The following is a 26,341-nucleotide window of genomic DNA, read 5'->3' as shown; positions in this document are numbered from 1 at the left end:
GGGTAAATTTATAGCCCTTGAAGCACTACGACGTCGGTTATCTCGGCGTCTTTTTCTATCTTAGCGTCTAGCCCTTTGGCTATTTTTATAGTGATATCTTTTGTTTGATTTGGCGTTAGAAAGATCAAATTTCTAACGTCGTTTTCGTATTCGCTAAGTCTTTCGTAGTAGCCGTTTATGCCGTGCTTGCTCTTATACTCTGGCTTTATGAAATTTAGTCTAAAAACATCTGCGCCATACTTTAGCGAGTACTCTTTAAATTCATATTTTCTTTGGCTGGTAGTCTTAAAGTTTTCATTAAATAGCTTTAAAAGTGCCTTGTCGCTAACGTCTCTTGCGTCGCTCTCTTTTAGCACGATCTCGTCAGCCCCATTTGGCTCTTTGTACTCGGTGCCGTTTATGGAGTATATGGCGACGTGCATGTTATCTCTTTGTGATGCAGCGCTTTTCATGAAAAACCTTAGCCTTGGATTTTGCGTGATCTGCACATCTTTTGGGGCTACTTCGTTGCCGTTTGCATCAACGTATTTTATCCCTTCAAAATTTAGCAAATTTGACTTTTTAGCCACTGATAGCGCGCAGCCTTTATCACTTAAGCAGTGATGAACTAGGTCTTGCATGAGAGCGTGGTTGTCATTTACTCTTTTGGCACTTAGTGCGCTCTTTGGCACGTGTGCTACGCAGGTGCATGGCGAATTTGCCGAGCAGCCAACTATCGGCGAGCCTAAGAAGTCTTGACCTAGTATGAGTGGTATGCCATTAGATGTGATACTCCTGCCAGCTTTGCTTTTTAGCACCACTTGGCCACCATGCGGGCAAGTGATGACGTCGTCTTCTATGACTGGGTGAGCGGTGAAATTTGTAGCTACTGCACCAGGAGGCATGCTTTGATGATTTATCGCTTCTCTATCTTGTGCTTGCTTCTCTTTTTTCTCATCATTGTTGGCTCTTTTTAGCTTTACATCTAAGCTACCCCTATCTATATCATAGCCAAGCACTCTTATGCTAGTGTTTTTATTTGTGATATCAAGCGAGCCTTTAGAGCTTTCATCATCTCTTGGGCTAAAGTAGTAAAAGGGCTTTTGATCTTCTTTGTTCTCAAAGAGATCATGCTCTTTTTCATCTTTGAAATTTGTAAAGCCAAATTTATAGTCTTTAGCTTCGTTTGCACCTTTTAGAAGTGTAGCGTTTAAAAAGAGATCGACCTTGTAGTTTTCTGGGTTTTCCACGCCAAATTTATCTCTTATCTTCTCATATATCTTATCGATATCCACTATGTCTTTATCTTTTGTAAATATGGCTAAACTCTCTTTATCCTTATCCACATATACGCTAGAGCTAGCTGATAAAAAGCCAAATTTTATCTCGCCTCTATCTTTTACGTCGTATAAATTTATAGAGCCACTCTGCGTGCTGTTGTCAAATAAAAGAGAGTAGGTCTGCTCTGATCTTTTCATAAAGTATGCCTTCTCATCTTGTGATGAAAGCGACCTTGTGAAATTTGACGTATAGGTGTAGAGCTTGCTAGCATCAGCCTTGGTGGTGGTGATATCACTAGAGCTCTCATCTACTACCTTGTATGTCCTGCACTTGTGCATAGCTCTTTTATCTTCTATCTTTTCACATCCACTTTCTTTAAATTTCTCAACTTCATCTTTGCTTATTATCTTTGTGTATCGCTTCTTGTCACTAAGCTTAAATATATCTTCTATTATCAAGGCTTCTTGCTCGTCTTCTAAATTGTGATTAAATATCTTAAAGTCGTGTTTTATATTATTTAATAGTATAAGCAACATCCAGTTTTTGTTTTTGTTATATAAAAGAGGTGGGAGTGTAGCTTTGTTATCTATATAGGATGTCTCATTTTTATATGCTAAAGATAAATTTGTATCAAGATCAAAAATAAGCTTATAGTTTTGCTCCATAAATTCATTTAGATATAAAAATGTGCCTTTTAGGCTAACATTTTTTGTCTTTTCGTCATTATCTTTTTGCTCTAAAAGATATGAGAAAAAGTATAGTGTAGCAGCCGTATAGGTAAGAAAGTGCGAGCTTATACTCACATTTGTATTTAGTATCGCATCTACGTTGCCTATATTTATAAGTACTTCATTGCCATTTATATCAACTCCAAGGTCTTGTATAGCGTTTTCATAGAGTTTATTGTTAAAGGCTAGGCTATCATTGTCTGTTTTCATGTGATATATGTTATTAACATTTAAAGGTGTTGGTAGGTAGGTGTGATCTTCGTTTGCAGAATACATATTCAAGTAAAGCGTTTTTTTATAATTTATATTAGTTCTGATTCTAGTATCAAGAGAGGGATCTCTTAATGCTTGGCTTATTATAAATATTTGGCTCGAAAGACCTTCTTCGATATTGAGCTTGCTTAATAATCCAGGCGAATTAAATGTATAAATTTCATCTATATGTTCAGCAAAAGTAAAAGCACATATCTGGGTTAGATATCCACCAAGAGAGTGACCGCATATATTTATCTTTTCGCCCTCTTTTAATATAGGTATAACATTATCCATAAAAAAATATATTAAAGAGGTTGCCTGGTTTGTTATGCGGTTAGTTGTTAACTGAGCATCTGCGTATAAGTCTCCTAGAGTGATCTCGGTGCCTCTAAAAGCTAGTATTCTTTTATTATTGTCTTTGGTATCTTCAAAAAGCGTGGCACTAAAACCTTCATCGTCATTTTTTTGATGTTTTAGAAGTCTAAACCTTGATGTGAAATTTTTGGTACGTTTGGAGAGATTGTCTATTGTGTAAAATAAATACTGCCTTTTATTTCGAGGGACTTTTATAAAATTTTTTATTTGATTAGAAATTTGTACTTTTTCTTCTTCTAATTCATCATCTTCTTTTGGTTTTTGAATAGTTAAGTCTTGCATAAATCTAGCTTCAACGCAAAGGGCGTAAGCGGTAGGAGTACCAGCAGCTTTTATAGTATTTCCGTTTTCGTCTTTAACGTCAAATTCTAAAGTATGACCATAGTAACTATAGTCTGCATAATCCCATCTAGGATTTGGTTTTTTTAAAATTCTCTCATTATGAAATTTATCCGAAAAACTCCAAATTTCATTCTCATCTATATACTCAAAAAACGCATAAGCAACATCGGCTATATCAGCATAGTCTTTTATCTTATTTACCATCTCTTTGTTGGTTAAATTTTTAATAGTATTCATTTATTTGTCCTATTTATTTATCTTTTGAAATTTGTTGTCTATGAAATAAAAATAGTTATCTCCAGCTACGTTTATATATCTGTTTTTGGTAAATTTTATCCCACTTGCTTCATCACCTGAAAGTGTATATGTTATTTCGACAACGTAGTAGTCTAAACTTAGATCGATTACTCTTACTTCATCATTATCATCGATATAAAAATAGCCCAAGTCATAAGATGGTTTAAATTTTTCATAATCTTCACTGCCAATAAATTCTTTTATTTTATCTTTGTAAATTTGTGGAGTTTTTATCTTTTTTCTAGTCTCATTTTCATAATCAATCCATCTGAGGTAATATTTTTTACCATTAGATAAAACTCTAGGTAATTTTTCATTCATAATAGCTTGATCATTTAAGTCAAAATCTCTATTATTGTTTTTAAAGAAATCATCAAGATACTTATCCCTCTCTTCTTCTCTCTTATCTATCTCCTTCTCTAACTTCTCATCAAATACATAAATACCACCATACTTTTTAGCAATGCTCTCTTGTTCGCTAGTTAGATCAGAAATTCTTATGAAGCCATTAAAATAAGCAAGTGGTAGCAGTATAAACAAGCAGATAAAAACTATAAATTTGACTTTTTTCATCATAAATCCTTTTAAATTTTCACTATTGTCTTATCTTTTGCTTTAAAGTCTTATTGTGATTGGTTGTTGTGGAGTTTTAAATTTTAAAAAGCAGGGAGAGCTCCCTGCTGTGGTTATTTCTCTTCGTTTGTTTTGATGTAAGCGTAGTCAGAAATTTTAGTCCACTCTCTTGCTTTTTTGAGGAAAGCTCTTTGAGACTCGACGATCTCTTTAAATAGCGGATCTTTTGCGCTCTCTTCATCAAGTAGCTCGTTTGTAGCCTTTTTAAGAGCTGCGATGACCTCTGGTGGGAAAGATTTTACTTGGATGTCTGGGTACTCAGCCTTCATCTTGTCCCAGTACTCTACGTTTGCGTAAAATACCTTAGTATTCACATCTCTTGCCACTTCAGCAGCAGCCGCTTCAAAGATAGCTTTTAGATCATCTGGAAGTTTTTCATATGCATTTTTGTTGAAGAAAAACTGAGTTTCGCCATCTGGCTCTTGCCAGCCTGTGTAGTAGTATTTTGCCACTTTGTGAAAGCCAAGTGCCATGTCATAAGCTGGGCTAACCCACTCGACTGCATCGATAGTGCCCATCTCAAGAGCCATGTAAAGCTCGCCAGTTGGGATAGTGTTGATGTTTGCGCCAAGTTTAGCGTAAATTTCACCGCCAAAGCCCGGAATTCTTATCTTTAAGCCTTTGATATCATCAACTGACTTGATCTCTTTTTTAAACCAGCCGCCCATTTGCATGCCAGTGTTACCAGCTCTAAAAATTTTGATGTTATATGGGTCAAAAACTTTCGCCTCTAGCTCTTTGCCGCCGCCAAATTCATACCAAGCTGTTTGCTCGTCGGTATTCATCATAAATGGTGTCGCTGTAAAAAACATAGTCTTAGGGTCTTTGCCCTTGTAGTAGTAGCTAGCTGTGTAGCCGATGTCGTACTGACCGCTCTTTGCAAAGTCAAGCATCGCAAAAGGTGACTTGTGCTTTGACGGGTAGTCGATCCTGATCTCGATGCGGCCGTTACTCATCTTTTCGACCTTCTCTTTTAGCTCTTTTGGCACGTCACCAAGCACTGGCATAGTGCTCTCCCATGAGGTTGCAAGCTTGAGCTTATAGACTTTGTCATCTCCCATGGCAGCGCAAGCAAGAGCTGCTAGGCCAAGAGATGCTAATAAAAATTTATTCATACTCTCTCCTTTAAAAATTTTGCATATTATACAAAAAATTTACATTATTAAATTGTGTTATAATCGCAAAAATCAAATTACAGGGCACAAAAATGATAAAAAAGACGAAAATTGTAGCGACTTTAGGGCCAGCAAGTGACAACGAAGAGACGATGGAAGCGATGGTTAAAGCAGGTGTTAATGTTTTTCGTTTAAATTTTAGCCACGGAACACACGAATACCACAAATCAAACATCGACAAGATAAGAAACATCGAAAAAAGACTAAACAAACGCATAAGCATCTTGCAAGATATCTGCGGTCCAAAGATCAGAGTTGGCAAGCTTAGCGAGCCATTTTACTTAAAAGCTGGCGACGAGCTTAGCATCTACGCAGAGGATATCGTGGGCGAAAAGATCGAAAAGGGCGTTTATAGAGTGAGCCTAAATCAGCCTCAAATTTTACCTATGCTAAAGGCTGGCGAGTACGTCTATCTCTACGATGGCTCGATCAGAGCAAGAGTTACAGGCGAGGGCAAAGATGTGGTAAAAACCATCATCGAAAATGACGGACTTTTAAACTCAAACAAAGGGGTAAATTTCCCAAATACCGCCCTTGGCATCGACATTATCACGCCAAAAGATAAAGAAGATATGGAATTTGGCGCAAAGCAGGGCGTAAATTTCGTTGCTATTAGCTTCGTGCAAGACGCAAATGACGTGATAAAAGCAAGAAATATCTTAAAAGAATTTGGATCACGTGCGGCTATCCTATCTAAGATCGAGAAATTTGACGCGGTCGAAAATATAGACGACATCATCGCAAAGAGTGACGGTATCATGGTAGCTCGTGGCGACCTTGGCATAGAGGTGCCATTTTACAGGGTCCCAACCATACAAAAGCTCATCATCAAAAAGGCAAATGCAGCCAGCAAACCAGTCATCACAGCAACTCAGATGATGCTAAGCATGGCTGAGCATGAAACCGCTACAAGAGCGGAGATCAGCGACGTGGCAAATGCCGTGCTAGACGGCACTGATGCGGTTATGCTAAGCGAGGAGAGCGCGATCGGCAAAAACCCAGTCGCAGTCGTAGAGGCGATGAGCAAAACAATCATCCAGACGCAAAGCATCTACCCATACAATAAATTTGACGAATTTGACTTTTTTGACGAGACTGACATGGTCGCAAATAGCGCAGCTTCGCTAGCCGTGCGCATCAAGGCAAATGCGATACTCTCTATCACAGGCTCTGGCAAATCAGCCATAAAGCTAGCTAGAAACCGCACAAACATCGACATCATCGCTATCGCACACGACGAGCAGACAGCTCACATGCTTACCCTTGCTTGGGGCGTGACGCCAGCGCTTGTGCTTGAAAAGACAAAGCTAAATGTCCTTCTTGCAAATGTCATCAAAAAGGCTTACGACGCTGGATACGTCGAGCATGACAAGACCTATCTCGTCACAGCTGGCCACCCAACAGGCGTAGAGGGCAGCACAAACCTCATACGTATCATCAGACGCGACCAGCTTGATTATTACTTAGACCTTGCAACTGAGTAAATTTATGGATTTTAGTGCCTGATATTTTGGGCACTAAAATTTCTTTTAAATTTATGCGCTTTTATGCAATCGCCTTGAAAATCTACCTAATTTAAATTCTTTATTTTGCCACTAAATTTAGAGCCGTGATATGCCAGCTCTAAATTTGAAATTTAAACTATGTGCTTTAAAATAAAACTACTACTTTTTTGCAAATTTTAAAATTCCATTCACTCATAAGAATTGACTACTAAAATTTGGCTTCGCTTACAGCTTAGCTCAAATTTTAGAGCCGAAATTACTCGTTCATGAAATTTTAAAATTTGCTTGACACCTATCTAATTTAACAAAGCAATTCTGCAAATTTTAAAACTTTACTCACTCGTCTTAGCAACTTACTAAATTTAGGGCCCATAACTATTCGCCACTAAATTTAGAAGCGTGATATGCTCGCTCATAAATTTTAAAATTTGCCAGAGTTTTGCGCATTTGGTCTAGTTGTATAATCGCATTCAAAATAAGATTTCGAAAGAATTTGTGACGCCAAATTTAACGTCACAAATCTAAATTTATTTTTTCTTTTTGCCCTTTGGCTCGTCGCCTTTAAACCAGCTTTTTATCTTATCAAAGACGCTCTCATCGGTGCTTGACTTGCCTGAAACTATGCCAAAGCTAGCTTGAAGCTTGTTTAAAAGCTCTTTTTGCTCATCGCTTAGTTTATCAGGTGTTTGGATAGAAATTTGAGCTACAAGTCTGCCTTTTTTGCGTGAATTTACGCCCTTGATGCCCTCATTTTCAAAGATAAATTGCTGTTTATCTTTCGCGCCAACTGGCAGTTTTAGCTCGGCTTCACCGCGAAGTGTTGGGATTTTTATGCTCTCGCCAAGAACAGCTTGGGTGAAAAAGACTGGAATTTCTATATAAACATCGTCATTGTGGCGGATGAAGTGCTTGTCCTCTTTTACGTTTATGCTCACGTAAAGATCGCCTTGAACGCCGTTTGCACCGATGTTGCCTTTGCCAGCGACCCTCATCCTCATGCCACTATCAACGCCCTCTGGGATCGTGATCTTGACGCTTTGTTGCTGGATTTTATAGGCTTTTGCGTTGCAATCAGGACATGGCTCGCTTATCACTTCGCCAGATCCGTGGCAGTATGGGCACTCTTGAACGATATTCATAAAGCCATTTCCACGTGTGATCCTGCCGCTTCCGCCGCAGTGCTGGCAAGTTTTGTTTTTGCCATCTTTACTGCCTGTTGCGTTGCATGTTGGGCAAGGCACTTTTTGATCAAATTTGATCTCTTTTTCGCAGCCAAAAACAGCTTCATTAAACTCTAAATTTATAGGAATTTCAAGATCTGCTGAGTATTTTTCGCTTCGTCTTTTTCTCTGTCTAGAGCCACCGCCAAAACCGCCACCAAAAAACGAGTCAAAAATGTCTGAAAGGTCAAAATCAGCGCTAAAGCCACCGCCACTGCCAAATCTACCCTCAAGCCCTTCTTTGCCGTATCTGTCATATATTGAGCGCTTTTGCTCATCGCTTAAGACCTGATAGGCTTCGTTGATCTGTTTAAATTTCTGCTCAGCCTCTTTGTCGCCAGCGTTTCTGTCTGGATGGTATTTTAAAGCGAGCTTTCTAAAGGCTTTTTTTATCTCGTCGCCACTTGCATTTCTTGAAATTTCAAGGATCTCGTAATAATCAAACTCCACATTTTTCCTTGTTTATTAAGCTTATTTTAAATGTGAGATTTTATCCAAAAAAGTTTAAATTTAAAAAAGAATTTACATTTTTGCCGTATAATCTCTACTATTTTTCAATGAAAAGGATGATTTATGATTAACGTTTTAATGATAGAAGACGATCCAGAATTTGCACAAATTTTATCTGAATATCTTGATAGTTTTAATATAAAAGTGACTAACTTTGAAGACCCATATCTAGGACTAAGTGCCGGCATAAAAAACTATGACCTGCTCATACTTGACCTTACATTACCTGGCATTGATGGTCTTGAAGTTTGCAAAGAAATTCGCCAAAAATACGACATCCCTATCATCATAAGCTCGGCTCGCAGTGACATCAGCGACAAGGTCGTTGGACTTCAGCTTGGAGCGGATGATTACTTGCCAAAACCATACGATCCAAAAGAGATGTATGCTCGTATCACAAGTCTTATTAGAAGATATAAAAAGACAAACGAAGTTCAAGAAGAGGTCGTTGATAGCGCATTTAGGATAGACGACAAGCGCCATGAAATTTACTTTAATAATGAAGCCCTTGCTCTTACACCAGCTGAGTATGAAATTTTAACCTATCTCATCAAACAGCACAGCTTTTCAGTATCACGTGAGCAGCTAGTTTATAACTGCAAGAGCCTAAAAGACAAGGACTCAAAGAGCCTAGATGTCATCATCGGACGCCTTAGAACAAAGATCGGCGACAGCTCAAAAGCACCAAAACATATATTTTCAGTTAGAGGCATAGGATATAAGCTTATCGGATGAAATACTCCATAACCACCAAGATAACTATCATCTTTGCCATCGCTTTCTCGCTGATGTGCTTGCTCTTTGTGACATTTGCAAACATTCAGCAAGAAAGTGCGCTTGAGAAGCTAAAAGACAAGCAAATAAGCGCTATGAACTATCTTGTGGCGCTTTATGAGCGTGGCAATCCTCCAAGAGATTTGGAGCACTACTTTAAAAATTTCAACCTAGAATACGTCGGCAACAAAAATTTAGCCACCTCTGTTACTACAAGCGGAAACGCAATTTTTACGCAGCACACGCCTCTTGGCTTGATGCAGTCGGTTAATTACAAAGGCGATTTGTATCTGCTTATCAAAAATCCATCTTTTCAGCTCTTGCTTGAGAGCAACGACGCAAGACACGTAAATGATCCGCTTTGGGTGGCATTTTTGATCATCTCGGCTCTGCTCATCTCGCTTTATGTTTCGGTGCTTAGAAGCCTTTTGCCGCTTAGAAGACTTAGCAAAGATATCAGGAAATTTGCCAGCGGAAATATGGAGATGGCGATGACTGCTAGGCTAAATGAAAACGAGCAAGACGAGATCGGACAGGTTGCGGTCGAGTTTGACAACGCCGTTTGCAAGATAAGAGAGCTCATTCGCTCAAGGCAGCTATTTTTGCGTGCGATCATGCATGAGCTAAAGACGCCTATAGGCAAGGGCAGGATCGTCTCTGAGATGGTGGCAAACGACACTCAAAAGATGAGGCTCATAAACGTTTTTGAGCGCCTTGAGATGCTTATAAATGAATTTAGCAAGGTCGAGCAGCTCCTTTCAAAGAGCTACGCGCTAAACTATCAAGAGTGCCATTTTTCGCTCATTTTAGAGCAGGTGCAAGATATGCTTATGCTTGATAAATTTGAAGAGCGAGTGAGCTGTGATATTAGAGATGACGTCATATTAAGAGTGGATTTTCAGCTTTTTAGTTTGGCGATTAAAAATTTGATAGACAATGCCCTAAAATACGCAGAGGACAAAAAGGCCATCTTGATCTGCGATAGCGAATTTATAGCGGTTAAAAATTTAGGTAAAAAGCTAAATCACCCTATCGACTACTACAAACAAGCCTTTGTGAGAGGCGATAAGGTGAGTGCTGGAAGCGGCATGGGGCTTGGACTTTACATCATCGAGCAAATTTGCCAGATGCAAAAATTTGAGCTTGTATATGACTACGAGGACGGCTATCACGTCTTTAAAATTTTACTTCGTGCAAAGGCAAAACGCGCATGAAAAGGGGCTTAGAGAAATTTAACGAGCTAACTGAGTCTTTTGCTAAGCTACCAGGTGTTGGTAAAAAGTCAGCAGCAAGATTTGCTTACTTTGTCTGCATGCAAGATAGCTTTGCAGGGCTAAGGCTCGCGCAAAATATCGAAGATGCGGTGAGATTTATCAAGCGTTGTGAGCGTTGTGGTGGGCTAAGCGAAAATGAAATTTGCGACATTTGCAGCGACGAGAGCAGGGACAACGAGGTCATCTTGCTGGTTGAGAGCCCAAAAGATATCTTGGTTTTTGAGCAAAATGGCATCTACAATGGCCTTTACTTCGTGCTTGACGAGATCGATGATGACACCATAGAGAGGCTGCGAAGTGCTATCACGCAAAATGGCTCAAAAGAGGTCGTCTTTGCCTTTACGCCGGGGCTAAATTCAGACGCACTCATGCTTTACGTCGAGGATAAGCTTGGCATGAGTGAAATTTCATTTAGCAAGATCGCTCAGGGCGTGCCAACTGGTGTAAATTTAGAAAACGTCGATATGCTCTCACTTCTAAAAGCCTACGAGAGCCGCACAAAAGCCTAATTAAAATTTCTTTTAGTTATAATCTCACCTAAATTTATAATATTTAGCCCAATCCGCCGCTAAATTTAAAAGGATAGAGATTGATTTTACTTATAGATAACTACGATAGTTTTGTCTTCAACGTTGAGCAGTACGTAAAAGAGCTTACCAGCGAAGAGGTTAGATGTGTTAGAAACGACAAGATAACGCTTGAAGAGATCAAAAAACTAAGCCCAAGTAAGATCATCCTAAGCCCAGGTCCAAAGCACCCAAAAGATAGCGGAGTTTGCCTAGAAATTTTAAAAGCAGACCTTGGCGTGCCGGTGCTTGGCATTTGTCTTGGACACCAAGCCATAGGGCTTAGTTTTGGCGCAAAGATAAAAAGGCTAGACGATCCACTTCACGGCAAGACCTCGTTTATCGACGTGAAAAACAAAGAGCCACTCTTTGCTGGGCTGCCTGAGCGATTTGAGGTTATGCGCTACCACTCGCTCTATGTCGATGAGCTCCCAGCTAGCTTAAGCGCTGATGCGGTCAGTGATGATGGCGTAGTCATGGCACTTAGCGTAAAAGATAAGCCGATCTTTGGCATCCAATTTCACCCAGAGAGCTACTTCACACAATACGGCAAAAAGATCGTTGAAAATTTTGTAAATTACAAAACAAAAGATGAGGTTAAAGAGCCTAAAGTCCGCTCACTTAAGCCATATCTTATCAAGCTTCAAGAGAATATCCCACTTGATGATAGCGACTTTGAGCAAATTTGCGAGATAATAGCCAGCAAAGAGTACGAGATCGTGCAGCTTTCAGCCCTTTTGGTGCTAATTAGCGAAAAGAGCCTCTATCCAAAAAGCCTCGCTGCGCTTGCAAAAAATATCCTAAAATACTCGCAAACTTACCGCGACGATACGCCTATGATCGATCTTTGCGGCACTGGAGGCGATGGCTTTAAGACGATAAATATCTCAACTACAGTTGCATTTATCCTTGCAAGTCTTGGCATAAAGGTTGCAAAGCACGGCAACAAGGCAGTTTCAAGCAAGTCAGGCAGCTCTGATGTGCTTGAAATTTTAGGTGTAAAAAGTGAAAAATCACTGGCAAAACAGCGTGAAAATTTAGCTAGTAAAAATTTAGCCTTTTTTCATGCGCCGTTTTTTCATCCGCTAGTTGGCGAAGTGCGAGAGGTGCGCCAAAGACTTGGCATAAGGACCGTATTTAACGTGCTTGGACCGCTTTTAAATCCAAATTTAAACCTTACAAATCAGCTAGTTGGTGTCTATCACAAACCAGTGCTAAAACTCTACGCCCAGACGCTTAAGATCCTTGGCAGAAAGCACGCTTTGGTCGTTCGTGGCGATGACGGACTAGACGAGATCACGCTTTGTAGTGAAACAAGCGTTGTGGAGCTAAAAAATGGCGAAATTTTTGAATACAGCATCACGCCAGAGCAGTTTGGCTTTAAAAGGGCGCTTCATAGCGACATAGAGGGCGGCACACCTGAAGAAAACGCCAAAACTTTGATCCGCACGCTAAAAGGCGAGGAGCAGGGGGCGAAATTTGACATCGTAGTCTTTAACGCGATGTTTGCACTTTACGCAGCTGATGGCGCAAAGAGCCCAGACGAGGCCAAAAAAATGGTGCTTGAGGCTATAAATTCTGGCAAGGCGTATAAATTTTATGAAGAGTTTATAAAGGCACAGGCGTAATGGCGCTAGTTAAAATTTGTGGCATCAAGACGCTAGATGAGGCGAGTGCGGTTTGCGCTTTGGATGTTGATTTTATCGGGCTGATATTTGCCAAAAGCAAAAGAAGGGTCGAGCTAAATTTAGCTAGGCAGATAGCGAGATTTGCTCACAGCAAGGGCAAAAAAGCAGTTGGCGTCTTTGCTTTGCAAAGCGAGTGCGAGATAATGGAAATTTGCCAGTTTGCAGGGCTTGACGTGGCTCAGGTGCACGGAGCGATCAGTGAAAATTTGCATGCAAATTTAAAAGATATGGGGCTTGAGATTTGGCAGGTTTTTAGCGTGAAAGATAGCTTGCCAGAGATTGATTTTAAGCATTTTGACATGGCGCTTTTTGACTGCAAGGGCGAAAATGCCGGCGGAAATGGCACTAGCTTTGAGTGGGAAATTTTAAAAGAGGCTAAATTTAAATTTGGCATGGCTGGTGGCATAGGCGAGCATAACATAAAAGAGGCGCTGAAATTTAGGCCATATCTAGTCGATATCAACTCCAAAGTCGAGGACGAAAACGGCATAAAAGATGCGCAAAAGATAGAGAGAATTTTAAAGGTAGTAAAATTTAACAACACATTGGAGTAAATACAATGTTTAGTAATTTTTGTGGCGTAAAAATTCATGGAAAATGCTTTGAAGGTGAAGTAAAATTAAATTTTTTTGAGAAAGAGTACCATAGATTTTGTTTAATCTATGGCAAAAATGGAAGCGGTAAAAGCACTATTTCGCAAGCTTTTGATGCCGTCAAACAAAACAATCAACTTCTTATTGTGAGTCAAATTATAGATAAAAGCGGCGCAGCAGTAGATTTAACAAACGAAGATCAGAAAAAGAATATTTTTGTATTTAATGAAGAATATGTAAATAGTAAAGTTAAAATTAAAGATAATGGTTTGGACGCAATAGTTTTACTTGGAGACGCGGCAAATATAGATAAGAAGCTTAAAAAAGCAAAAAGGATTAGCAAAAAATTAGAAGGAAGACAAATTAAATATCAAGAAGAGTTCCAAAAATATAATGATAAACAAAATACAGATAATCCTGAAAAATATGAAAATGATATAGTATTAAATTTAAAGAGTAACTTTGCCGAACGAGAGAAAAATATCCTAGGAAATACAAATAGAAATTTACAAAATAAAACAATAGAATTAGCAAAAAATATCATAGATCATTTTGAAACAGATGTAAGTACAGATGAGCTGAAAAATAACTTTGATGATAAATTCAAATCTTACAAAGATATCCGAAGCAATTTAAATTTTACAGAAGAGATAAAACAGCTAAATTTTGAAGATATTAAACAACTTTTATTATACCAATTAGAACAAAAACAATTAACTCCAAAAGAAGAAGAAATAAAACAAGCCATAGCAGAAGCAGATCATGTAATAACTAAAAATATAATGAAAAGTGATAAAGATATTTGTCCATATTGCTTTCAAAAACTAACAAACGAATATAAAAAAGAAATTTTATCAAGCTTAGAAACAGTCTTTAATCCGAACATACGAAACCATCAGAGGAATTTAGAAAACAAGAAGCAGGAAATTCAAAATTCACTAAATAGTTTAAAAAATTTGCCAGATATGGATAAACTAGATAAAGATTTATTTGATACTATAAAAATGAAAATTGATAATTGCCAAACTGAAGTCACTGAAAAACTAAATCAAAAGATACAAAATCCATTCATCGCCTTAAATTTAGATGTAAATTTTGATAGCTTAGTTGATGAATTAAATCAAAATTTAGAGCAGCTTGAGAAAAAAAGACAAACTTTTATGGCGCAAAAAGCTAGAGCAAATGAGCTAAAACAAGAGCTTGAAAAACTAAACAACCAAATAGCTTATTGTGAGATAAAAGATGATTTTAATCATTACAAAGAAAAGCTAAAAGCTAAGCAGACTTTAGATAGTAACAGAGAGCATAATGATAAACGACTAGAGTGTATAACTAGTAAAATTTCAAAACTAAATGCTCAAAATAAGCAGATAAATATAGCTCAAGATAAGATTAATGAATATCTAAAATATATTTTTTTTAAAGAAGGCAGGTTAGAGCTTTGTGAGCCGAATGATCAAAAACAATATGTCTTAAAATCAAATGGCAATAGAGTAAAAGCCAAAAACATTTCGACTGGCGAGCGAAACACCATTGCATTAAGCTATTTTTTTACCGAAATTTTCAAAGGTGAAAATAGCGAGGAATTTTATAAAAAACCAAAATTTATAGTTATAGATGATCCGATTTCCAGCTTTGATTTCGAAAATAAAGTTGGGATAATGTCGTTTTTAAATTACCAAATTCATAAAATTATGACTGGTTGCAATAAAAGCAAGATGATAATTTTAACTCACGATTTGATGAGTGCGTTTGATATACAAAAGATTATAAGTAATTTGCCAAAAATAGAATTTTATGATGAACGAGAAAGTAAAAATAAAAAAGATGTTATCTTTATGCAAAAAGAGCTCAAAGACCAGAAGCTTGTTGATTTTGGCAAAAATTATTCAGAATATAAAAATCTTTTGGATGGAATTTATGATTATGCAAATAATTCTGTATCAGAAAATGCTAATATTGGTAATAATATGAGAAAAGTATTAGAAGCCTTTGGCACATTTAATTATCAGTGCGGTATAGAAGATATCGTAAGAGACAAAACAATAGTGGCTAATCTAAGCCCAGAGCAACAAGCTTATTTTGAAAATTTAATGTATCGTTTGGTTTTACACGGTGAAAGTCACGCAATGGATAAAACAAAAACTCTTGATTTTTTCTCGTGCATTAGCGAAAGTGAAAAACAAAATACTGCGAAAGATATCCTTTCTCTTCTGTACTTACTAAACAAAGCACACCTACAAAAGTATTTACAAAAGGAACAGGTAGAAAAAATAGAGCAGTGGGTTGGAAATTGTAGGATATCAAACAACAGAATAAATTAAAAGTAAAGGATAAAAATGAATAGTAAGGCGTATTTTGGAAAATTTGGCGGGCAGTTCGTGCCTGAGACGGTGATGTTTGCCCTTGATGAGCTAGAAAATGCTTATGAGAGCATCGCAAAGACAAAAGAGTTTAAAGACGAGCTTGATGATCTTTTGAAAAACTACGTTGGCAGGCCTAGTCCGCTCTTTTTTGCAAAGCGCCTAAGCGAGCACTATGGACATGAAATTTACCTAAAAAGAGAGGATCTAAACCACACGGGTGCGCATAAGATAAATAATGCGCTGGCTCAAGCGCTGCTTGCTAAAAAGATGGGTAAAAGGAAAATTTTAGCTGAGACTGGAGCTGGTCAGCACGGCGTGGCAACAGCGACTGCGGCGGCGCTTTTGGGCTTAGAGTGCGACGTCTATATGGGAGCTACAGACGTGGCTAGACAGCAGCTAAATGCCTTTCGCATGCAGCTTCTTGGCGCAAAAGTGGTGAGCGTAGAAGATGGCTTAAAAACGCTAAAAGAGGCGACTACGGCGGCCATACAAGCGTGGGTAAATGAGATAGAGAGCGCATTTTACGTCATCGGCTCAGCCGTTGGCCCACACCCATATCCAAAGATCGTGCGTGATTTTCAAAGTGTGATCGGCGCAGAAGCCAAAGCTCAGCTTGCAGACTACGGCAAAAAGGCCGACTACGTCATCGCTTGCGTTGGTGGCGGCAGTAATGCTATTGGCATTTTTAGTGCGTTTTTGGATGATGAGAGCGTAAATTTAGTAGGTATAGAAGCTGGCGGCCTTGGCATAGATACGCCTTATCACGCAGCTACGCTTAGCAAAGGCAAAACCGGCATTATCCATGGCATGAAAACGACCGTCTTGCAAGATGAGTACGGCATGATCTCGCCAGTGCATAGCATCTCAGCAGGCCTTGACTATCCAGGCATCGGCCCAGAGCATGCCCACCTAAACGATATCAAAAGGGTAAGATACGAGGCCGTAACCGACGATGAGTGCATAAATGCCTTGTATTTTCTAAGCAAGATGGAGGGCATCATCCCAGCCATCGAGAGCGCACATGCGGTGGCGTATCTGGAGAAGCTTTGCCCAAAACTCGATAAAAAAAGTGTCATCGTCGTAAATATCTCAGGCAGGGGCGATAAGGACATAAACACAGTCATCGGCTATGAAAAAGGAAAAATTTATGGATAAGGTAAAAAGCGCATTTAACGGCAAAAAGGCAAACATCGGCTACATCGTGGCTGGTTATCCAAGCTTAGAAAAAACAAAGGAATTTTTAGAAAATTTAGATGAGAGCACGCTTGATCTGCTAGAGATCGGCATCCCATACTCTGACCCGCTGGCTGATGGCAAGCTCATCGCGCAAGCTAGCTTTGAGACAGCTCAAAGTGGCGTAAATACCGATGTTGTCTTTGATATGCTTGAGGGCTGCAAGGCAAAAGTGACAAAGCCACTTGTTTTTCTAGTTTATTACAACATTATCTTTGCTTATGGCGTGGATAAATTTCTAAAAAGATCGCGTGAAGCTGGAGTTAGCGGCTTTATCGTGCCTGATCTGCCTTGTGAGGAGTGTGAGGAGTTTGCTCTAAAGTGCAAGGAGTTAAATTTATGCCTTGTGCCACTTATAAGTGTCACGTCTGGGAGCAGGGCGGATGAGATATTAAAATTTGGCTCAGGATTTATCTACGTGCTAGGTGCTATCGGCGTTAGCGGCTCAAAAAGAGCCGATGAGGATAGGATAAAAAATTTAGTCCTAGAGCTTAAGAAAAAGAGCGATCTGCCAGTGGCTGTGGGCTTTGGCATCAAAAATAAAGATGATGTTAGTGAAGTGAAAAAATATGCTGACGCTGCGATCATAGGCACGCAAATAGTCAAGCTTTGCGCTAAATTTGGCGCAAAAGAGCTGGTTAAAGAGGTCGATAAACTCTTTTAAAATGCTTAATAAATTTATAGCTAATTTAGTAAAGCCAAAGTATAATTAACGCGCATTTCAAGTCTTAAGGAAGAGATATGAGAAAAGTTATAGATGAAGCCACGAGCTATCTTTGCAAGGATACTTTGGGGCTGGATTTAGAGTTTGGCAAGAGCCTTGGTAAAGGATTTTACGGGGCTAGCATACCAGTTTATAAGGGCAAAAGCGAGTATCAGTTTTATCTATTTTTTAAAAAAGATACTTTGAAAATTTTCATGAATGCCTTTTTTGGTCACGAAGATGTTGATGGTGGCGATCTGGACGATCTTTGCAAAGAGATAGCTAATCAAATCATCGGCAAGGCTAAAAATCTGCTAAATGAAAAAGAGCCAAATGCTTATAAACTCGGAACGCCTGAATTTTTGGGTGAGGTTGAGAATTTTGGCATAAAGCTAAAAGAGAAATTTATATATAAGATAAAAAATAGAACATTTCAAATAGGCTACAAGATACAATGAACGACGAAGGTGCGATAGAGACACTAGAACAGCTAGGGCTTTTTAAGAGCTATGATGAGCTTATGGATATAAGCGTTGATTTTATAGCTGAGCTAGGAACTACCACAGTTAGCATAAATGAGCTTTTGAAATTTGAAGCTGGCTCGGTCATAGACCTCGAAAAACCAGCTGGCGAGAGCGTGGAGCTATATATAAATAATAGAATTTTTGGAAAAGGCGAAGTAATGGTTTATGAGAAAAATTTAGCCATCAGGATAAATGAAATTTTGGACTCAAAGTCAGTTATTCAGTACTTCAAAAAAGAACTTTTATGAAATTTATACTATTTTTTGTGCTTTTTGCTACGCAGATCTTTGCCTCAAACTTGCTAACATACAACATCTATGAGCGCACCGACAGGGTCGATATCATGCTTAGCTTTGATGCGCCGTATGAGGGCAACATCTTTCAAAAGCGTGAAAAAGATACGACCTCTTTGATACTAAATTCTCTAAGCTACGATCAAAGCGCGAGCAAGGACATAAACTCAAAGATCATTCAAGAGCTAGATATTGAGCCAAAGCAAAACTCTTTGGTCTTAAATTTACGTTCAAACGATGCGATCATCGTAAATGCTTCAAAGACAACAGATAGTTTCGGACTTCGCATCCGCGTAACACTAAAAAACACAAAAACGCAGGTGCAAAATATGCCTCAAGCTAGCGCAAAGATAGAGACTACTAGCACGCCAAAGGCAGAAAATGAACCTATGGTTAATATAGACTCAAGATACTTCATCGTCCTAAGTGTGCTCATCGCGCTTCTTATATTTTTATATGTTTTTAAAAGATATATCACTTCAAAAAGTAGTGATTTTAGTGGGTTCAAAACACCACAAAATCAACCACAAAACGACACAAAGTCGATGAACTGGCTGCTTAAAAATCAAAATAGCGGCGTCAATATCATCTATGAAAAATACCTTGACCGCGCAAATAAACTAATGCTTCTAAGCTACGAAAATAGGCGCTATCTAGTGATAGTTGGTAGCTCAAATGTCATGCTTGATAGCTTTGGCGAGGACAAGATCCAAAATGAACAGGACTTCGCGGTATTTTTTGAAGAAAATAAGAAAAAACTTGGCTCATTTTTGCAAGAGCGTCAAAATAGCCTAAATAACTACAAAGACAAAATGAGCGGGGAATTTTAGTCCCGCTTCGCTACTAAATTTAGAAGAGTGTTTTTGCAAATTTTAAAAGCGGCTTCGTATCCGCCGAAGTTGCTAGCCTGCGAAGTAAAATTTGAGACCTTTCGTCACCTTTTGGATAAAACAAATTTACAAATTTAATAAAGATCTTTCGTAAATTTTAAAATTCCATTCACTCATAAGAATTGACTACTAAAATTTGGCTTCGCTTACAGCTTAGCTCAAATTTTAGAGCCGAAATTACTCGTTCATGAAATTTTAAAATTTGTTTCACACTAAGAACATGGCACTTTGGCACTATTGCATACTTTGAACGTGTGCTGAAGGATAAAAAGAGTGGGGGGGGGACTTCGTATCTGACTTGCATTGCGAGCCTACAAAGTAAAATAGAAGCCTTTATCCCCCCCTTTTTTTTATTTTTATAAAATAAATTTATAAATTTGACCGCTAACTTTTTGACCTACACAAACGAAATGGCAAAAATTTCAGGTTTTGCGATCTTTTTTATCTCTTCTTTTGCCATGGCAAATTCTTTTGCGCCCTCTATTTTTAGTGTGTGGCCGCTAAACTCAAAGCTTAAATTTAGCTTCTCACAGGTTGTATCAAGTGCCTTGGCTAGCGCAAGGATGAAGCTTAGCCACCTTACACACTCAGCCTTTGGTAGTAAATTTTTATACTTTTCAAACTCATAAATATTTTTCTTGCCATTTGTGCCGATGACTGCAGCTATTAGTGCCTTTTGCTCGTGTGAGAAGCCGTAGTTTAGGGCATTTAGTATGATATAGGCTGAGTTTTTGTGATCGCCGTAAAAGCCTATCTCTTGACCGACGTTGTGGAGTTTTGCAGCAATTAGCAGTGTCTCAAGATAGCTCTCATTTAGCCCATGAAGTTTTCTAAGCGCCACAAAAATATCCTTTGCGTATCTTGCCACGGCTTTGTTGCAAGAGAGGATGAAGCGATCTTGTAGGCTTTTGACGCTTGGGTTAAAATTTTCTGGAAATTTAAGACTTGGACGCAAAAAGTCTTTTAAAAAGACGCCCTCTCTTACGCCAACGCCACTTGTGATGACATTTTTGGCATTTAGCGCCTTGGCAAGGGCTAAAAATATATGTGCGCCCTCTCTGATGGTATCGTATCTATCTTTTTTTATAGGGAATTTATTTAGTTCAAGCACGCTAACGTTTGCGATGCTCTCGATGTAGGCTTGCTCGTCGCTAAGTTTGTAGCAAAAGCCATGTAGTGATGAGAGCGGATATAAATTTTTGCTCATTATGGCTGATGAGATCGCTCTTAAAGAGCCGCCGATGGCTATTAAATTTGGACACTTAAATCGCTCATCTATCTGCGCTGTGATCTGCGACAGAAATTTAGGTAGTTTGTTTAAATTTTTCTTATCAAAAAATAGCTCTTTTAGCCTCACTGTGCCTATATCAAGCGAGAGGACATCTATTATCTTGCCGTTGCTTATCCTAGCAAGTTCGGTCGAGCCTCCGCCGATGTCGATAGTGACGCACTCGGCTAGATCGTGAAGCAAATTTTTAGCCGCTATCGCTCCAAAAGTAGCCTCTTCTTTGCCGTCAATGACTTTTAAATTTATGCCAAGTTTTTTTCTTAAAAGAGAGATCAAAACGCCTGAGTTTGGAGCATCTCTAAGCGCTGAAGTGCCTACACATAGGACTTTGGAGCATTTGTAGCTTTTTATGATGTTATCAAATTCGCTAAAAGCTTTGATCGCTTTTTGCATTGAAGCTTCTGAAATTTCGTTGTTTGAGCCATATCCTCCTTCGCCTAGACGCACTTTGGTTTTGTATTCAGCTAGTATAAAAAATGCTAAGCGTGACGTGCGCTCAAATATCGCCATGCGCATAGAATTTGAGCCAAGATCGATCACTGCGGTTCTCTTTGCCATTTTTTATCCTTTTAAATTTAAAACGAGGCTTGCAACTGCTCCGTTTGTGTTCTCTCTATTTTTGATAGATATCTCAGCGCCAAGTGCCTGTGCTGCACCTTTTGCGAGAAATAGTCCAAGCCCAGCACCACCTTTGTTGCCATATCTTTTAAATGGAGCAAACAGATCCTTGCTCTCGTCTATACCCACGCCCTCGTCGGCAACCTCGATGATAAATTTGCTCTTTTCAAGCCTTGAGCTAATCGTAATCGTGCTATTTTTTGGAGAAAATTTGATAGCATTTTGAACGAAATTTTGCACGATGTGAGTTAGTAGGCTGGTTTGGATGTTTAGGTTAAAAATTTCAGGTTTTAGATCGAGTGTGAGATTTTTTTCTTCACCTTTTGCGAGCACTTCGTAGTTTTTGCCAAGTTTTTTCAAAAATGCGATCACGTCGGTATTTACTGGCTCTTCAAACTGCGCGCCCTCCTGACGACCTATCTCAAGAACTGAGCCTATCATAGCGTTCATGCCGTTGATCGCTTCGTTGTTTGATTTTAGCGCTTCTATGTATTTTTCGCTCTCGCGTGGTTTTAAAAGTGTCACTTCGTTTTTGGTTTTCATGACGGCAAGTGGCGTCTTTAGCTCGTGTGCAACGCCTACAAAGAGCTCTTTTTGGTATAAGACAAAAGTTTGTATGCGAGTAATTAGCCTATTTATGCTATTACCAAGTGGCAAAAACTCATCTGGCAGGCTTTTGATGTCGATTTCTTTTAGAAATTTCTCATCTAAATTTGTAAGCTTGTGACTTAAAATTTTTATAGGTATTAAAAGCATTCTTGATAAAAATAGTGCGTAAAATAGCACCAAAAGTATCGCTGTGACGTTTACGATTATAATATCTATAAAAATTTCTTCGACTATCTGGCTTTGAAGCGTCGTCTCTTTTTCTAGGACTAAGTAGCTACTGTCATCTAGCCTTGTTGTTAGAGTGGTTATACTCTTATCTTTTATCTTTTGCATCACAAGGTAGGGCTTTTCGCCTTTAAGCTCGCCCGCTTTTACGGTGGCTAGAGTTTTGTTTGGGATTTCTATAGTGAAAGTTTTTAGATTGTTAGGATTGAAATTTTGTGGATTGTTTTTGTAAGCTGTGGCTTGCTGGTTTAGCTCACTAACTACGCTTTGAAAAACGGTGACTCTTATGTAGTGATAGAGCATCACCGAAACAACGGCAATTAGCATCATCGCACCAGATGCTAATTGCAGTATAAATCTATTTCTTAAGCTTTTTTGGGAAAGCAAAATCTATATCCGCGTCTTCTAACAGTTTCTATTGTCGAAATATTTAGCGGTTTGTCCATTTTTTGGCGGATTTGGTTGATAGCAACCTCGATAACGTTTGGAGTTACGAGCTCTGGCTCTTCCCAGATAGCGTCAAGTAGTTGCTCTTTAGATACGATTTGATCTGAGTGCCTTGCAAGGTGAGTTAGTACCTCAAATGGCTTGCCTTTTAGCTCGATGTCGCGGCCAAGATATGTAATCTTCTCTTCATCAGGGTTGATGATAAGCTCGTCTATCTTGATGATATTTGTGCCACCAAAGCGTAGTCTAGCCTCTAGTCTGGCTACTAAAATGTCAAAATCAAATGGTTTTTTGATGTAGTCATCAGCGCCAGCTCTAAGTGCCTTTATCTCGCTCTCTTTGTCGTCTTTTGCAGAAAGAACTACAACTGAAGTGCGTGGAGATTTATGTTTTATAATGTTTATAAGATCGACGCCGTCACCATCTTGAAGCATCCAGTCAGTCAAAACTAAGTCGTAGTTTCTGATGCCGATGTAGTACTCAGCGTCTTTGAAATTTTCAGAGCTATCTGTCTGATAACCAAACTCTTGCAACCCCTCAGCAATCGTCTTATTTAGCGTTACTTCGTCTTCTACTATTAAAATACGCATTTCTTTTCCTTAAACTAAAATTTATGGTCGATTGTATCATAAATTAAGAAATATTTCAAGATACTTTAATAAATTTTTAAAAAACAGTGCTGATTTTTGCACCGACGATTGCATTTGGTAAAATCTCGGTTTTTAAAATCTCCATATCCAAGCTAGTAAGTGAGCTAAACCTCTCTTTTAGCGCTTTGCAGGTTGCTTCTAGTGACTCTTCTACGCTTTGAAATTTCATCTCATTGTAAAATTCTTTTATAAAATCCGCCACCAAAACATAATCAATCAAGCTAGTTGAGCGAAATTCTAAGCTTACTTTTACCTCTTGCTTTGCAACTCGCTCAAAGTCAAACATTCCGATAACAGTTTGAAATTTATAATCCTTAATGATCGTTGTTATTTCACTTTTCATACGACTTTTTGCTCCTTGCCTGAAAGCAGGCGAACGATATTTGGTATGTGTTTATAAACCACCAAAAATGCGATGATAAGTATCGGCGCGTGAGTGTAAATTTCATCAAGCTCTGGGTGGATGATAAAGCTTGATGCGATGAGAGCTATCAGCGCGCATAGCGAGGCTAGAGAGCTTATCTTTAAAAATTTACCGACCAAAAACCAAACGACAAGAGCGATGATGATTTCAACTGGTAAGAAAAATGCGAGTACGCCAGCTCCGGTTGCCACGCCTTTGCCACCTTGAAAGCCTAAAAATATAGAAAAACAATGCCCCGCAACGCTTAAAACTGCCATCGTCCAAAGCGTACTTTGGCTAGCTCCAAGCAAAGAGGCTATGATGAGTGGCAAAACGCCCTTTAAAACGTCACAAACTACGGTTAAAATGGCTAATTTTTTGGCGAGTTTTGGGTTTGTTTGCTTTAAAACCCTTAAAACATTTGTCGCGCCTATGCTTTTGCTGCCCTCTTTTTTTATATCAACATGTCCGAAAATTTTTGCTAGTATGAGCCCTGATGGGATGCTACCAAGCAGGTAGCTAACGGCATAAAGTATTAAATTTTGCATATTTTACCTTTTAAATTTAAAGAGAAATGATATTAAAAAAATACTAATTTTTTTATAAATCATCTCCACAAAAGCACGATTTTTTCGTCGTAGATGTCGCTTTTCTTTGGTGAAATTTGCGTTTCGTTTATCGTGATGTTTTTAACATCATTTGCCTCTTTTAGCGCGTCGCACTCTTTTGTAAATTTCTCTTCGAGCTCGCTTATGGCCAAATTTATATCATTTACACTTTGCTCGCTAAGCTTAACGTCGCTTCGCTCTTTTAAGACCTTGTTTGCACTTCTTGCGCTTGAGGCGATCTTGCCCGCGTTTTGGCGAGATAAGAGCTTATTGCCAAATATCGCTCCAAATATGCTTGCGCCTATATTTATAGCTGCGTCAAGGCCGCTTGTGGTCATCTCTTTTTGCTCTTTATCAAGCTTTGCAAGGGCTTTGCTTAGCTTATCTTGCAAGCTCTTTTGCTCTTTTTCAAATTTAGTCGTGAGCTTTGCAGTTTGATCCTCTAAAATTTCATTGCACTTATCCTGAAGCCTTATAAAAAACTCCTCTTTTGACTCGTTTTCTTTTGAGTAAATTCTCATCGCCTCAAAGGTGTTAAATTTGAAATTTCTATATAAAAACTCTTTAAAATCTTTCTCTAAAGCGTCAAAATTTTTAGCACTCGTTATGAAATTTGGCACAGCTGCAAAGCTTGCGCCGCTTGGTTCATTTTCGCTCGCATCAACGTGCATGCCTTCGCTAGCCTCGCTCCAGTTTGGCTCTTTGTCATTTTCACTAAGCTCGTAAAGGTAGCTCACCTCACAAACGCTGTCTATGCCCTTTTTAGTGTCGTAAATTCTCACTTTTGCGCTTGCTAGCAAATTTGGCGTAAGGCTTTTTGAGTTAGTGTAAAGCTGTGTGATCGCACTTGAGATGATAGGTTTTGCGCTAAATTTCATCTCACTTTTATCTACACCTTGGCTGCTTAAATTTTCTTTTTTATCTTTCATCAAATTTGAAATTTGCTCGCGGCTAAGTGGGCCTTTTAGATAGCTAAGTGCCCAGCGCGTGGAGATGACGTTTAAGCCGTCCTCATTTATATTTTTGAGTAAGAAATTTCTTTTGGCTAAATTTGATATGAGATTTTCAAGCGAGGCTTTGTCTAAGCTTGAGCCTGCGATGCCGCTTAGTCCGTCGATCACGCGGGCTTTATCCTGCGCTGTTTGGAGACGGCCGATGAACCAAGTGCCGATGTTGCTAAGGCCTTTGTAGTCAAGATCGACTGGGTTTTGCGTGCTTAAAACACAGCCTAAACCAAATGCACGGGCTTGTTTTAAGAGTGTGAGCATAGGCGTTTTTGACGGCGGATTTGCGTTTGGCGGAAAGAAGCCAAAAATTTCATCCATATATAGGATCGCTCTAAGTGAGCTAGTGCCCTCTGTTCCGCGCATCCACGCGATGATCTCGTTTAGTAAAAGGGTGGCAAAAAACATCCTCTCAGCGTCATTTAGATGTGAGATCGTAAAGATATTACACTTTGCTTTACCGTTTTCGTCAAAAAGCATCTTTGAAATTTCAAGCCTAACGCCCTGTGTCCAGCCCTTAAAGCTTGGGCTTGCGATGAGCGCGTTTATCTTCATGGCAAGCTTTAGACGCTCACTGCTTGGATAGAAGGTATCCACGTCAAAAACGCCTATCTTTTTAAACGGCGGATTTGCTATGAAATTGATAAGCTCTTCGATAGTGACGTCTTTTTGCTCTTTAAATTTGCTCTCAAATATAGTGGATATAAGCAGCTGTTCTTTTGAGCTCATATCCTCAGAACTCATGCCAATAAGCGATAGCACCGACGCTGCGAGCGAGTTTATATAGTTGCTAAAAATTTCATCGTCACTAATATTTGGGCAGGCAAAGTCGCTAAGTAGCGCCACACCTATGCCAGCTGAGCTTTTTGGCGTGTAGATATTAAAGCTAGCGCTATCTTTTAAAATTTTTACTCGTTCAAGGTCTTGAAAGCTCGACTCTATACCGTTTCTCCAAAGCTCGACCTGAGCGGCGGCAAATTCCTCTACACTTTGACCTTTATTGGCCGCTTCTGCTTCATCGACATAAGGTAAAAAATCCTCCGGCCTCATCTGCGGAAAGGTGAGGGCTAAATTTGTGATATCGCCCTTTGGATCGATGATGATAGAGGGGATGTTGTCTATGCAGGCTTCTTCTAAAAGCGTGATACCAAGGCCTGTTTTGCCGCTACCAGTCATACCAATGATGGCTGCGTGAGTGGTTAGGTCCTTGTTTTTATAAAAAAATGGCTCTTTATCTTTTAGTCCGATGTAAAAAAGTTTTAAATTTTCTTGTATGGTTTTCACT

Annotated in this window: 22 protein-coding genes; 12 read left to right on the top strand and 10 right to left on the bottom strand. The window is 39.0% G+C overall.

All coding sequences use genetic code 11. The annotated features are described in order from the left end of the window. Positions 1-8 precede the first annotated feature (8 nt). From CVT07_RS07700 to CVT07_RS07690, 3 genes are all read right to left on the bottom strand, one after another. Complete coding sequence (locus tag CVT07_RS07700; RefSeq protein ID WP_107937340.1) at positions 9-3,197, bottom strand: Mbeg1-like protein; 3,189 nt, start codon at positions 3,195-3,197, stop codon at positions 9-11. A gap of 9 nt (positions 3,198-3,206) precedes the next feature. Continuing rightward, on the bottom strand, positions 3,207-3,830 hold the full coding sequence (locus tag CVT07_RS07695) for a tRNA 2-selenouridine synthase (RefSeq protein ID WP_148823918.1): 624 nt from the start codon (positions 3,828-3,830) through the stop codon (positions 3,207-3,209). Between the two features lie 113 nt (positions 3,831-3,943). Then, positions 3,944-5,005: a TRAP transporter substrate-binding protein gene (locus tag CVT07_RS07690; RefSeq protein WP_021089010.1), complete on the bottom strand. Its 1,062-nt coding sequence runs from the start codon at positions 5,003-5,005 to the stop codon at positions 3,944-3,946. A gap of 92 nt (positions 5,006-5,097) precedes the next feature. On the opposite strand from CVT07_RS07690, the gene pyk reads away from it, so the two are divergent. Beyond that, on the top strand, positions 5,098-6,549 hold the full coding sequence (gene pyk, locus CVT07_RS07685) for a pyruvate kinase (protein WP_107937348.1): 1,452 nt from the start codon (positions 5,098-5,100) through the stop codon (positions 6,547-6,549). A 548-nt stretch (positions 6,550-7,097) separates the two neighbouring features. Here the strand turns inward: pyk and dnaJ are convergent. Then, complete coding sequence (dnaJ, locus tag CVT07_RS07680; RefSeq protein WP_103596171.1) at positions 7,098-8,240, bottom strand: molecular chaperone DnaJ; 1,143 nt, start codon at positions 8,238-8,240, stop codon at positions 7,098-7,100. A 123-nt stretch (positions 8,241-8,363) separates the two neighbouring features. On the opposite strand from dnaJ, the gene CVT07_RS07675 reads away from it, so the two are divergent. The 11 genes from CVT07_RS07675 to CVT07_RS07625 all read left to right on the top strand — a co-directional run bounded on the left by CVT07_RS07675 (position 8,364) and on the right by CVT07_RS07625 (position 19,144). After that, positions 8,364-9,035 (top strand): response regulator transcription factor, encoded by a 672-nt coding sequence (locus CVT07_RS07675; protein ID WP_009294394.1) that lies wholly within the window; start codon positions 8,364-8,366, stop codon positions 9,033-9,035. Further along, positions 9,032-10,288: an ArsS family sensor histidine kinase gene (locus CVT07_RS07670; RefSeq protein ID WP_107937761.1), complete on the top strand. Its 1,257-nt coding sequence runs from the start codon at positions 9,032-9,034 to the stop codon at positions 10,286-10,288. Before CVT07_RS07675 ends, CVT07_RS07670 begins: the two co-directional genes overlap by 4 nt. After that, the gene (recR, locus tag CVT07_RS07665) at positions 10,285-10,857 is read left to right on the top strand and encodes a recombination mediator RecR (protein WP_107937763.1); all 573 of its coding nucleotides are present in this window, start codon (positions 10,285-10,287) and stop codon (positions 10,855-10,857) included. The genes CVT07_RS07670 and recR overlap by 4 nt, the downstream gene beginning before the upstream one ends. A gap of 80 nt (positions 10,858-10,937) precedes the next feature. Beyond that, the gene (gene trpD / locus CVT07_RS07660) at positions 10,938-12,542 is read left to right on the top strand and encodes an anthranilate phosphoribosyltransferase (RefSeq protein ID WP_107937765.1); all 1,605 of its coding nucleotides are present in this window, start codon (positions 10,938-10,940) and stop codon (positions 12,540-12,542) included. Beyond that, complete coding sequence (locus CVT07_RS07655) at positions 12,542-13,156, top strand: phosphoribosylanthranilate isomerase (protein WP_107937767.1); 615 nt, start codon at positions 12,542-12,544, stop codon at positions 13,154-13,156. The genes trpD and CVT07_RS07655 overlap by 1 nt, the downstream gene beginning before the upstream one ends. Before the next feature lie 5 nt (positions 13,157-13,161). Then, positions 13,162-15,519: an AAA family ATPase gene (locus tag CVT07_RS07650; protein WP_103650540.1), complete on the top strand. Its 2,358-nt coding sequence runs from the start codon at positions 13,162-13,164 to the stop codon at positions 15,517-15,519. Between the two features lie 15 nt (positions 15,520-15,534). Further along, positions 15,535-16,716, top strand: a complete 1,182-nt coding sequence (trpB, locus tag CVT07_RS07645; RefSeq protein ID WP_107937769.1) for a tryptophan synthase subunit beta — start codon at positions 15,535-15,537, stop codon at positions 16,714-16,716. After that, positions 16,709-17,458 carry a tryptophan synthase subunit alpha gene (gene trpA, locus CVT07_RS07640; RefSeq protein WP_103650541.1) on the top strand — a complete coding sequence of 250 codons (750 nt, stop codon included), beginning with the start codon at positions 16,709-16,711 and terminating at the stop codon, positions 17,456-17,458. The genes trpB and trpA overlap by 8 nt, the downstream gene beginning before the upstream one ends. Before the next feature lie 77 nt (positions 17,459-17,535). Then, the gene (locus CVT07_RS07635; protein WP_002942548.1) at positions 17,536-17,955 is read left to right on the top strand and encodes a chemotaxis protein CheX; all 420 of its coding nucleotides are present in this window, start codon (positions 17,536-17,538) and stop codon (positions 17,953-17,955) included. After that, the gene (gene fliN, locus CVT07_RS07630) at positions 17,952-18,269 is read left to right on the top strand and encodes a flagellar motor switch protein FliN (RefSeq protein ID WP_002942551.1); all 318 of its coding nucleotides are present in this window, start codon (positions 17,952-17,954) and stop codon (positions 18,267-18,269) included. The genes CVT07_RS07635 and fliN overlap by 4 nt, the downstream gene beginning before the upstream one ends. Beyond that, complete coding sequence (locus tag CVT07_RS07625) at positions 18,266-19,144, top strand: excinuclease ABC subunit A (RefSeq protein WP_107937771.1); 879 nt, start codon at positions 18,266-18,268, stop codon at positions 19,142-19,144. The genes fliN and CVT07_RS07625 overlap by 4 nt, the downstream gene beginning before the upstream one ends. A gap of 457 nt (positions 19,145-19,601) precedes the next feature. Here the strand turns inward: CVT07_RS07625 and CVT07_RS07620 are convergent, their stop codons facing one another. The 6 genes from CVT07_RS07620 to CVT07_RS07595 form a co-directional block, all read right to left on the bottom strand. Further along, the gene (locus CVT07_RS07620; RefSeq protein WP_107937350.1) at positions 19,602-21,050 is read right to left on the bottom strand and encodes a Ppx/GppA phosphatase family protein; all 1,449 of its coding nucleotides are present in this window, start codon (positions 21,048-21,050) and stop codon (positions 19,602-19,604) included. 3 nt (positions 21,051-21,053) lie between these two features. Next, a complete protein-coding gene (locus CVT07_RS07615; protein WP_196375762.1) occupies positions 21,054-22,271 on the bottom strand; it encodes a sensor histidine kinase in 1,218 nt (405 codons plus the stop codon). Between the two features lie 38 nt (positions 22,272-22,309). Beyond that, positions 22,310-22,981, bottom strand: a complete 672-nt coding sequence (gene hsrA / locus CVT07_RS07610; protein WP_002942555.1) for a homeostatic response regulator transcription factor HsrA — start codon at positions 22,979-22,981, stop codon at positions 22,310-22,312. 76 nt (positions 22,982-23,057) lie between these two features. Then, positions 23,058-23,384: a dihydroneopterin aldolase gene (locus CVT07_RS07605; RefSeq protein ID WP_002942574.1), complete on the bottom strand. Its 327-nt coding sequence runs from the start codon at positions 23,382-23,384 to the stop codon at positions 23,058-23,060. Beyond that, on the bottom strand, positions 23,381-23,992 hold the full coding sequence (gene plsY, locus CVT07_RS07600; RefSeq protein WP_107937352.1) for a glycerol-3-phosphate 1-O-acyltransferase PlsY: 612 nt from the start codon (positions 23,990-23,992) through the stop codon (positions 23,381-23,383). Before plsY ends, CVT07_RS07605 begins: the two co-directional genes overlap by 4 nt. Before the next feature lie 59 nt (positions 23,993-24,051). Continuing rightward, on the bottom strand, positions 24,052-26,340 hold the full coding sequence (locus CVT07_RS07595) for an ATP-binding protein (protein ID WP_107937354.1): 2,289 nt from the start codon (positions 26,338-26,340) through the stop codon (positions 24,052-24,054). Position 26,341: the final 1 nt, after the last annotated feature.

Origin of the sequence: Campylobacter concisus (genome assembly GCF_003048875.2) — a bacterium.
In the GTDB taxonomy this organism is placed as follows: domain Bacteria; phylum Campylobacterota; class Campylobacteria; order Campylobacterales; family Campylobacteraceae; genus Campylobacter_A; species Campylobacter_A concisus_AU.
This window is presented reverse-complemented; position numbering and strand designations above follow the sequence as displayed.

Coding starts and splice junctions, on each gene's coding strand:
- CVT07_RS07700 (WP_107937340.1), bottom strand. CDS start 3,197: ATGAATACTATTAAAAATTTAACCAACAAAGAGATGGTAAATAAGATA.
- CVT07_RS07695 (WP_148823918.1), bottom strand. CDS start 3,830: ATGAAAAAAGTCAAATTTATAGTTTTTATCTGCTTGTTTATACTGCTA.
- CVT07_RS07690 (WP_021089010.1), bottom strand. CDS start 5,005: ATGAATAAATTTTTATTAGCATCTCTTGGCCTAGCAGCTCTTGCTTGC.
- pyk (WP_107937348.1), top strand. CDS start 5,098: ATGATAAAAAAGACGAAAATTGTAGCGACTTTAGGGCCAGCAAGTGAC.
- CVT07_RS07675 (WP_009294394.1), top strand. CDS start 8,364: ATGATTAACGTTTTAATGATAGAAGACGATCCAGAATTTGCACAAATT.
- CVT07_RS07670 (WP_107937761.1), top strand. CDS start 9,032: ATGAAATACTCCATAACCACCAAGATAACTATCATCTTTGCCATCGCT.
- recR (WP_107937763.1), top strand. CDS start 10,285: ATGAAAAGGGGCTTAGAGAAATTTAACGAGCTAACTGAGTCTTTTGCT.
- CVT07_RS07655 (WP_107937767.1), top strand. CDS start 12,542: ATGGCGCTAGTTAAAATTTGTGGCATCAAGACGCTAGATGAGGCGAGT.
- CVT07_RS07650 (WP_103650540.1), top strand. CDS start 13,162: ATGTTTAGTAATTTTTGTGGCGTAAAAATTCATGGAAAATGCTTTGAA.
- trpB (WP_107937769.1), top strand. CDS start 15,535: ATGAATAGTAAGGCGTATTTTGGAAAATTTGGCGGGCAGTTCGTGCCT.
- trpA (WP_103650541.1), top strand. CDS start 16,709: ATGGATAAGGTAAAAAGCGCATTTAACGGCAAAAAGGCAAACATCGGC.
- CVT07_RS07635 (WP_002942548.1), top strand. CDS start 17,536: ATGAGAAAAGTTATAGATGAAGCCACGAGCTATCTTTGCAAGGATACT.
- fliN (WP_002942551.1), top strand. CDS start 17,952: ATGAACGACGAAGGTGCGATAGAGACACTAGAACAGCTAGGGCTTTTT.
- CVT07_RS07625 (WP_107937771.1), top strand. CDS start 18,266: ATGAAATTTATACTATTTTTTGTGCTTTTTGCTACGCAGATCTTTGCC.
- CVT07_RS07620 (WP_107937350.1), bottom strand. CDS start 21,050: ATGGCAAAGAGAACCGCAGTGATCGATCTTGGCTCAAATTCTATGCGC.
- CVT07_RS07615 (WP_196375762.1), bottom strand. CDS start 22,271: ATGCTAATTGCCGTTGTTTCGGTGATGCTCTATCACTACATAAGAGTC.
- hsrA (WP_002942555.1), bottom strand. CDS start 22,981: ATGCGTATTTTAATAGTAGAAGACGAAGTAACGCTAAATAAGACGATT.
- CVT07_RS07605 (WP_002942574.1), bottom strand. CDS start 23,384: ATGAAAAGTGAAATAACAACGATCATTAAGGATTATAAATTTCAAACT.
- plsY (WP_107937352.1), bottom strand. CDS start 23,992: ATGCAAAATTTAATACTTTATGCCGTTAGCTACCTGCTTGGTAGCATC.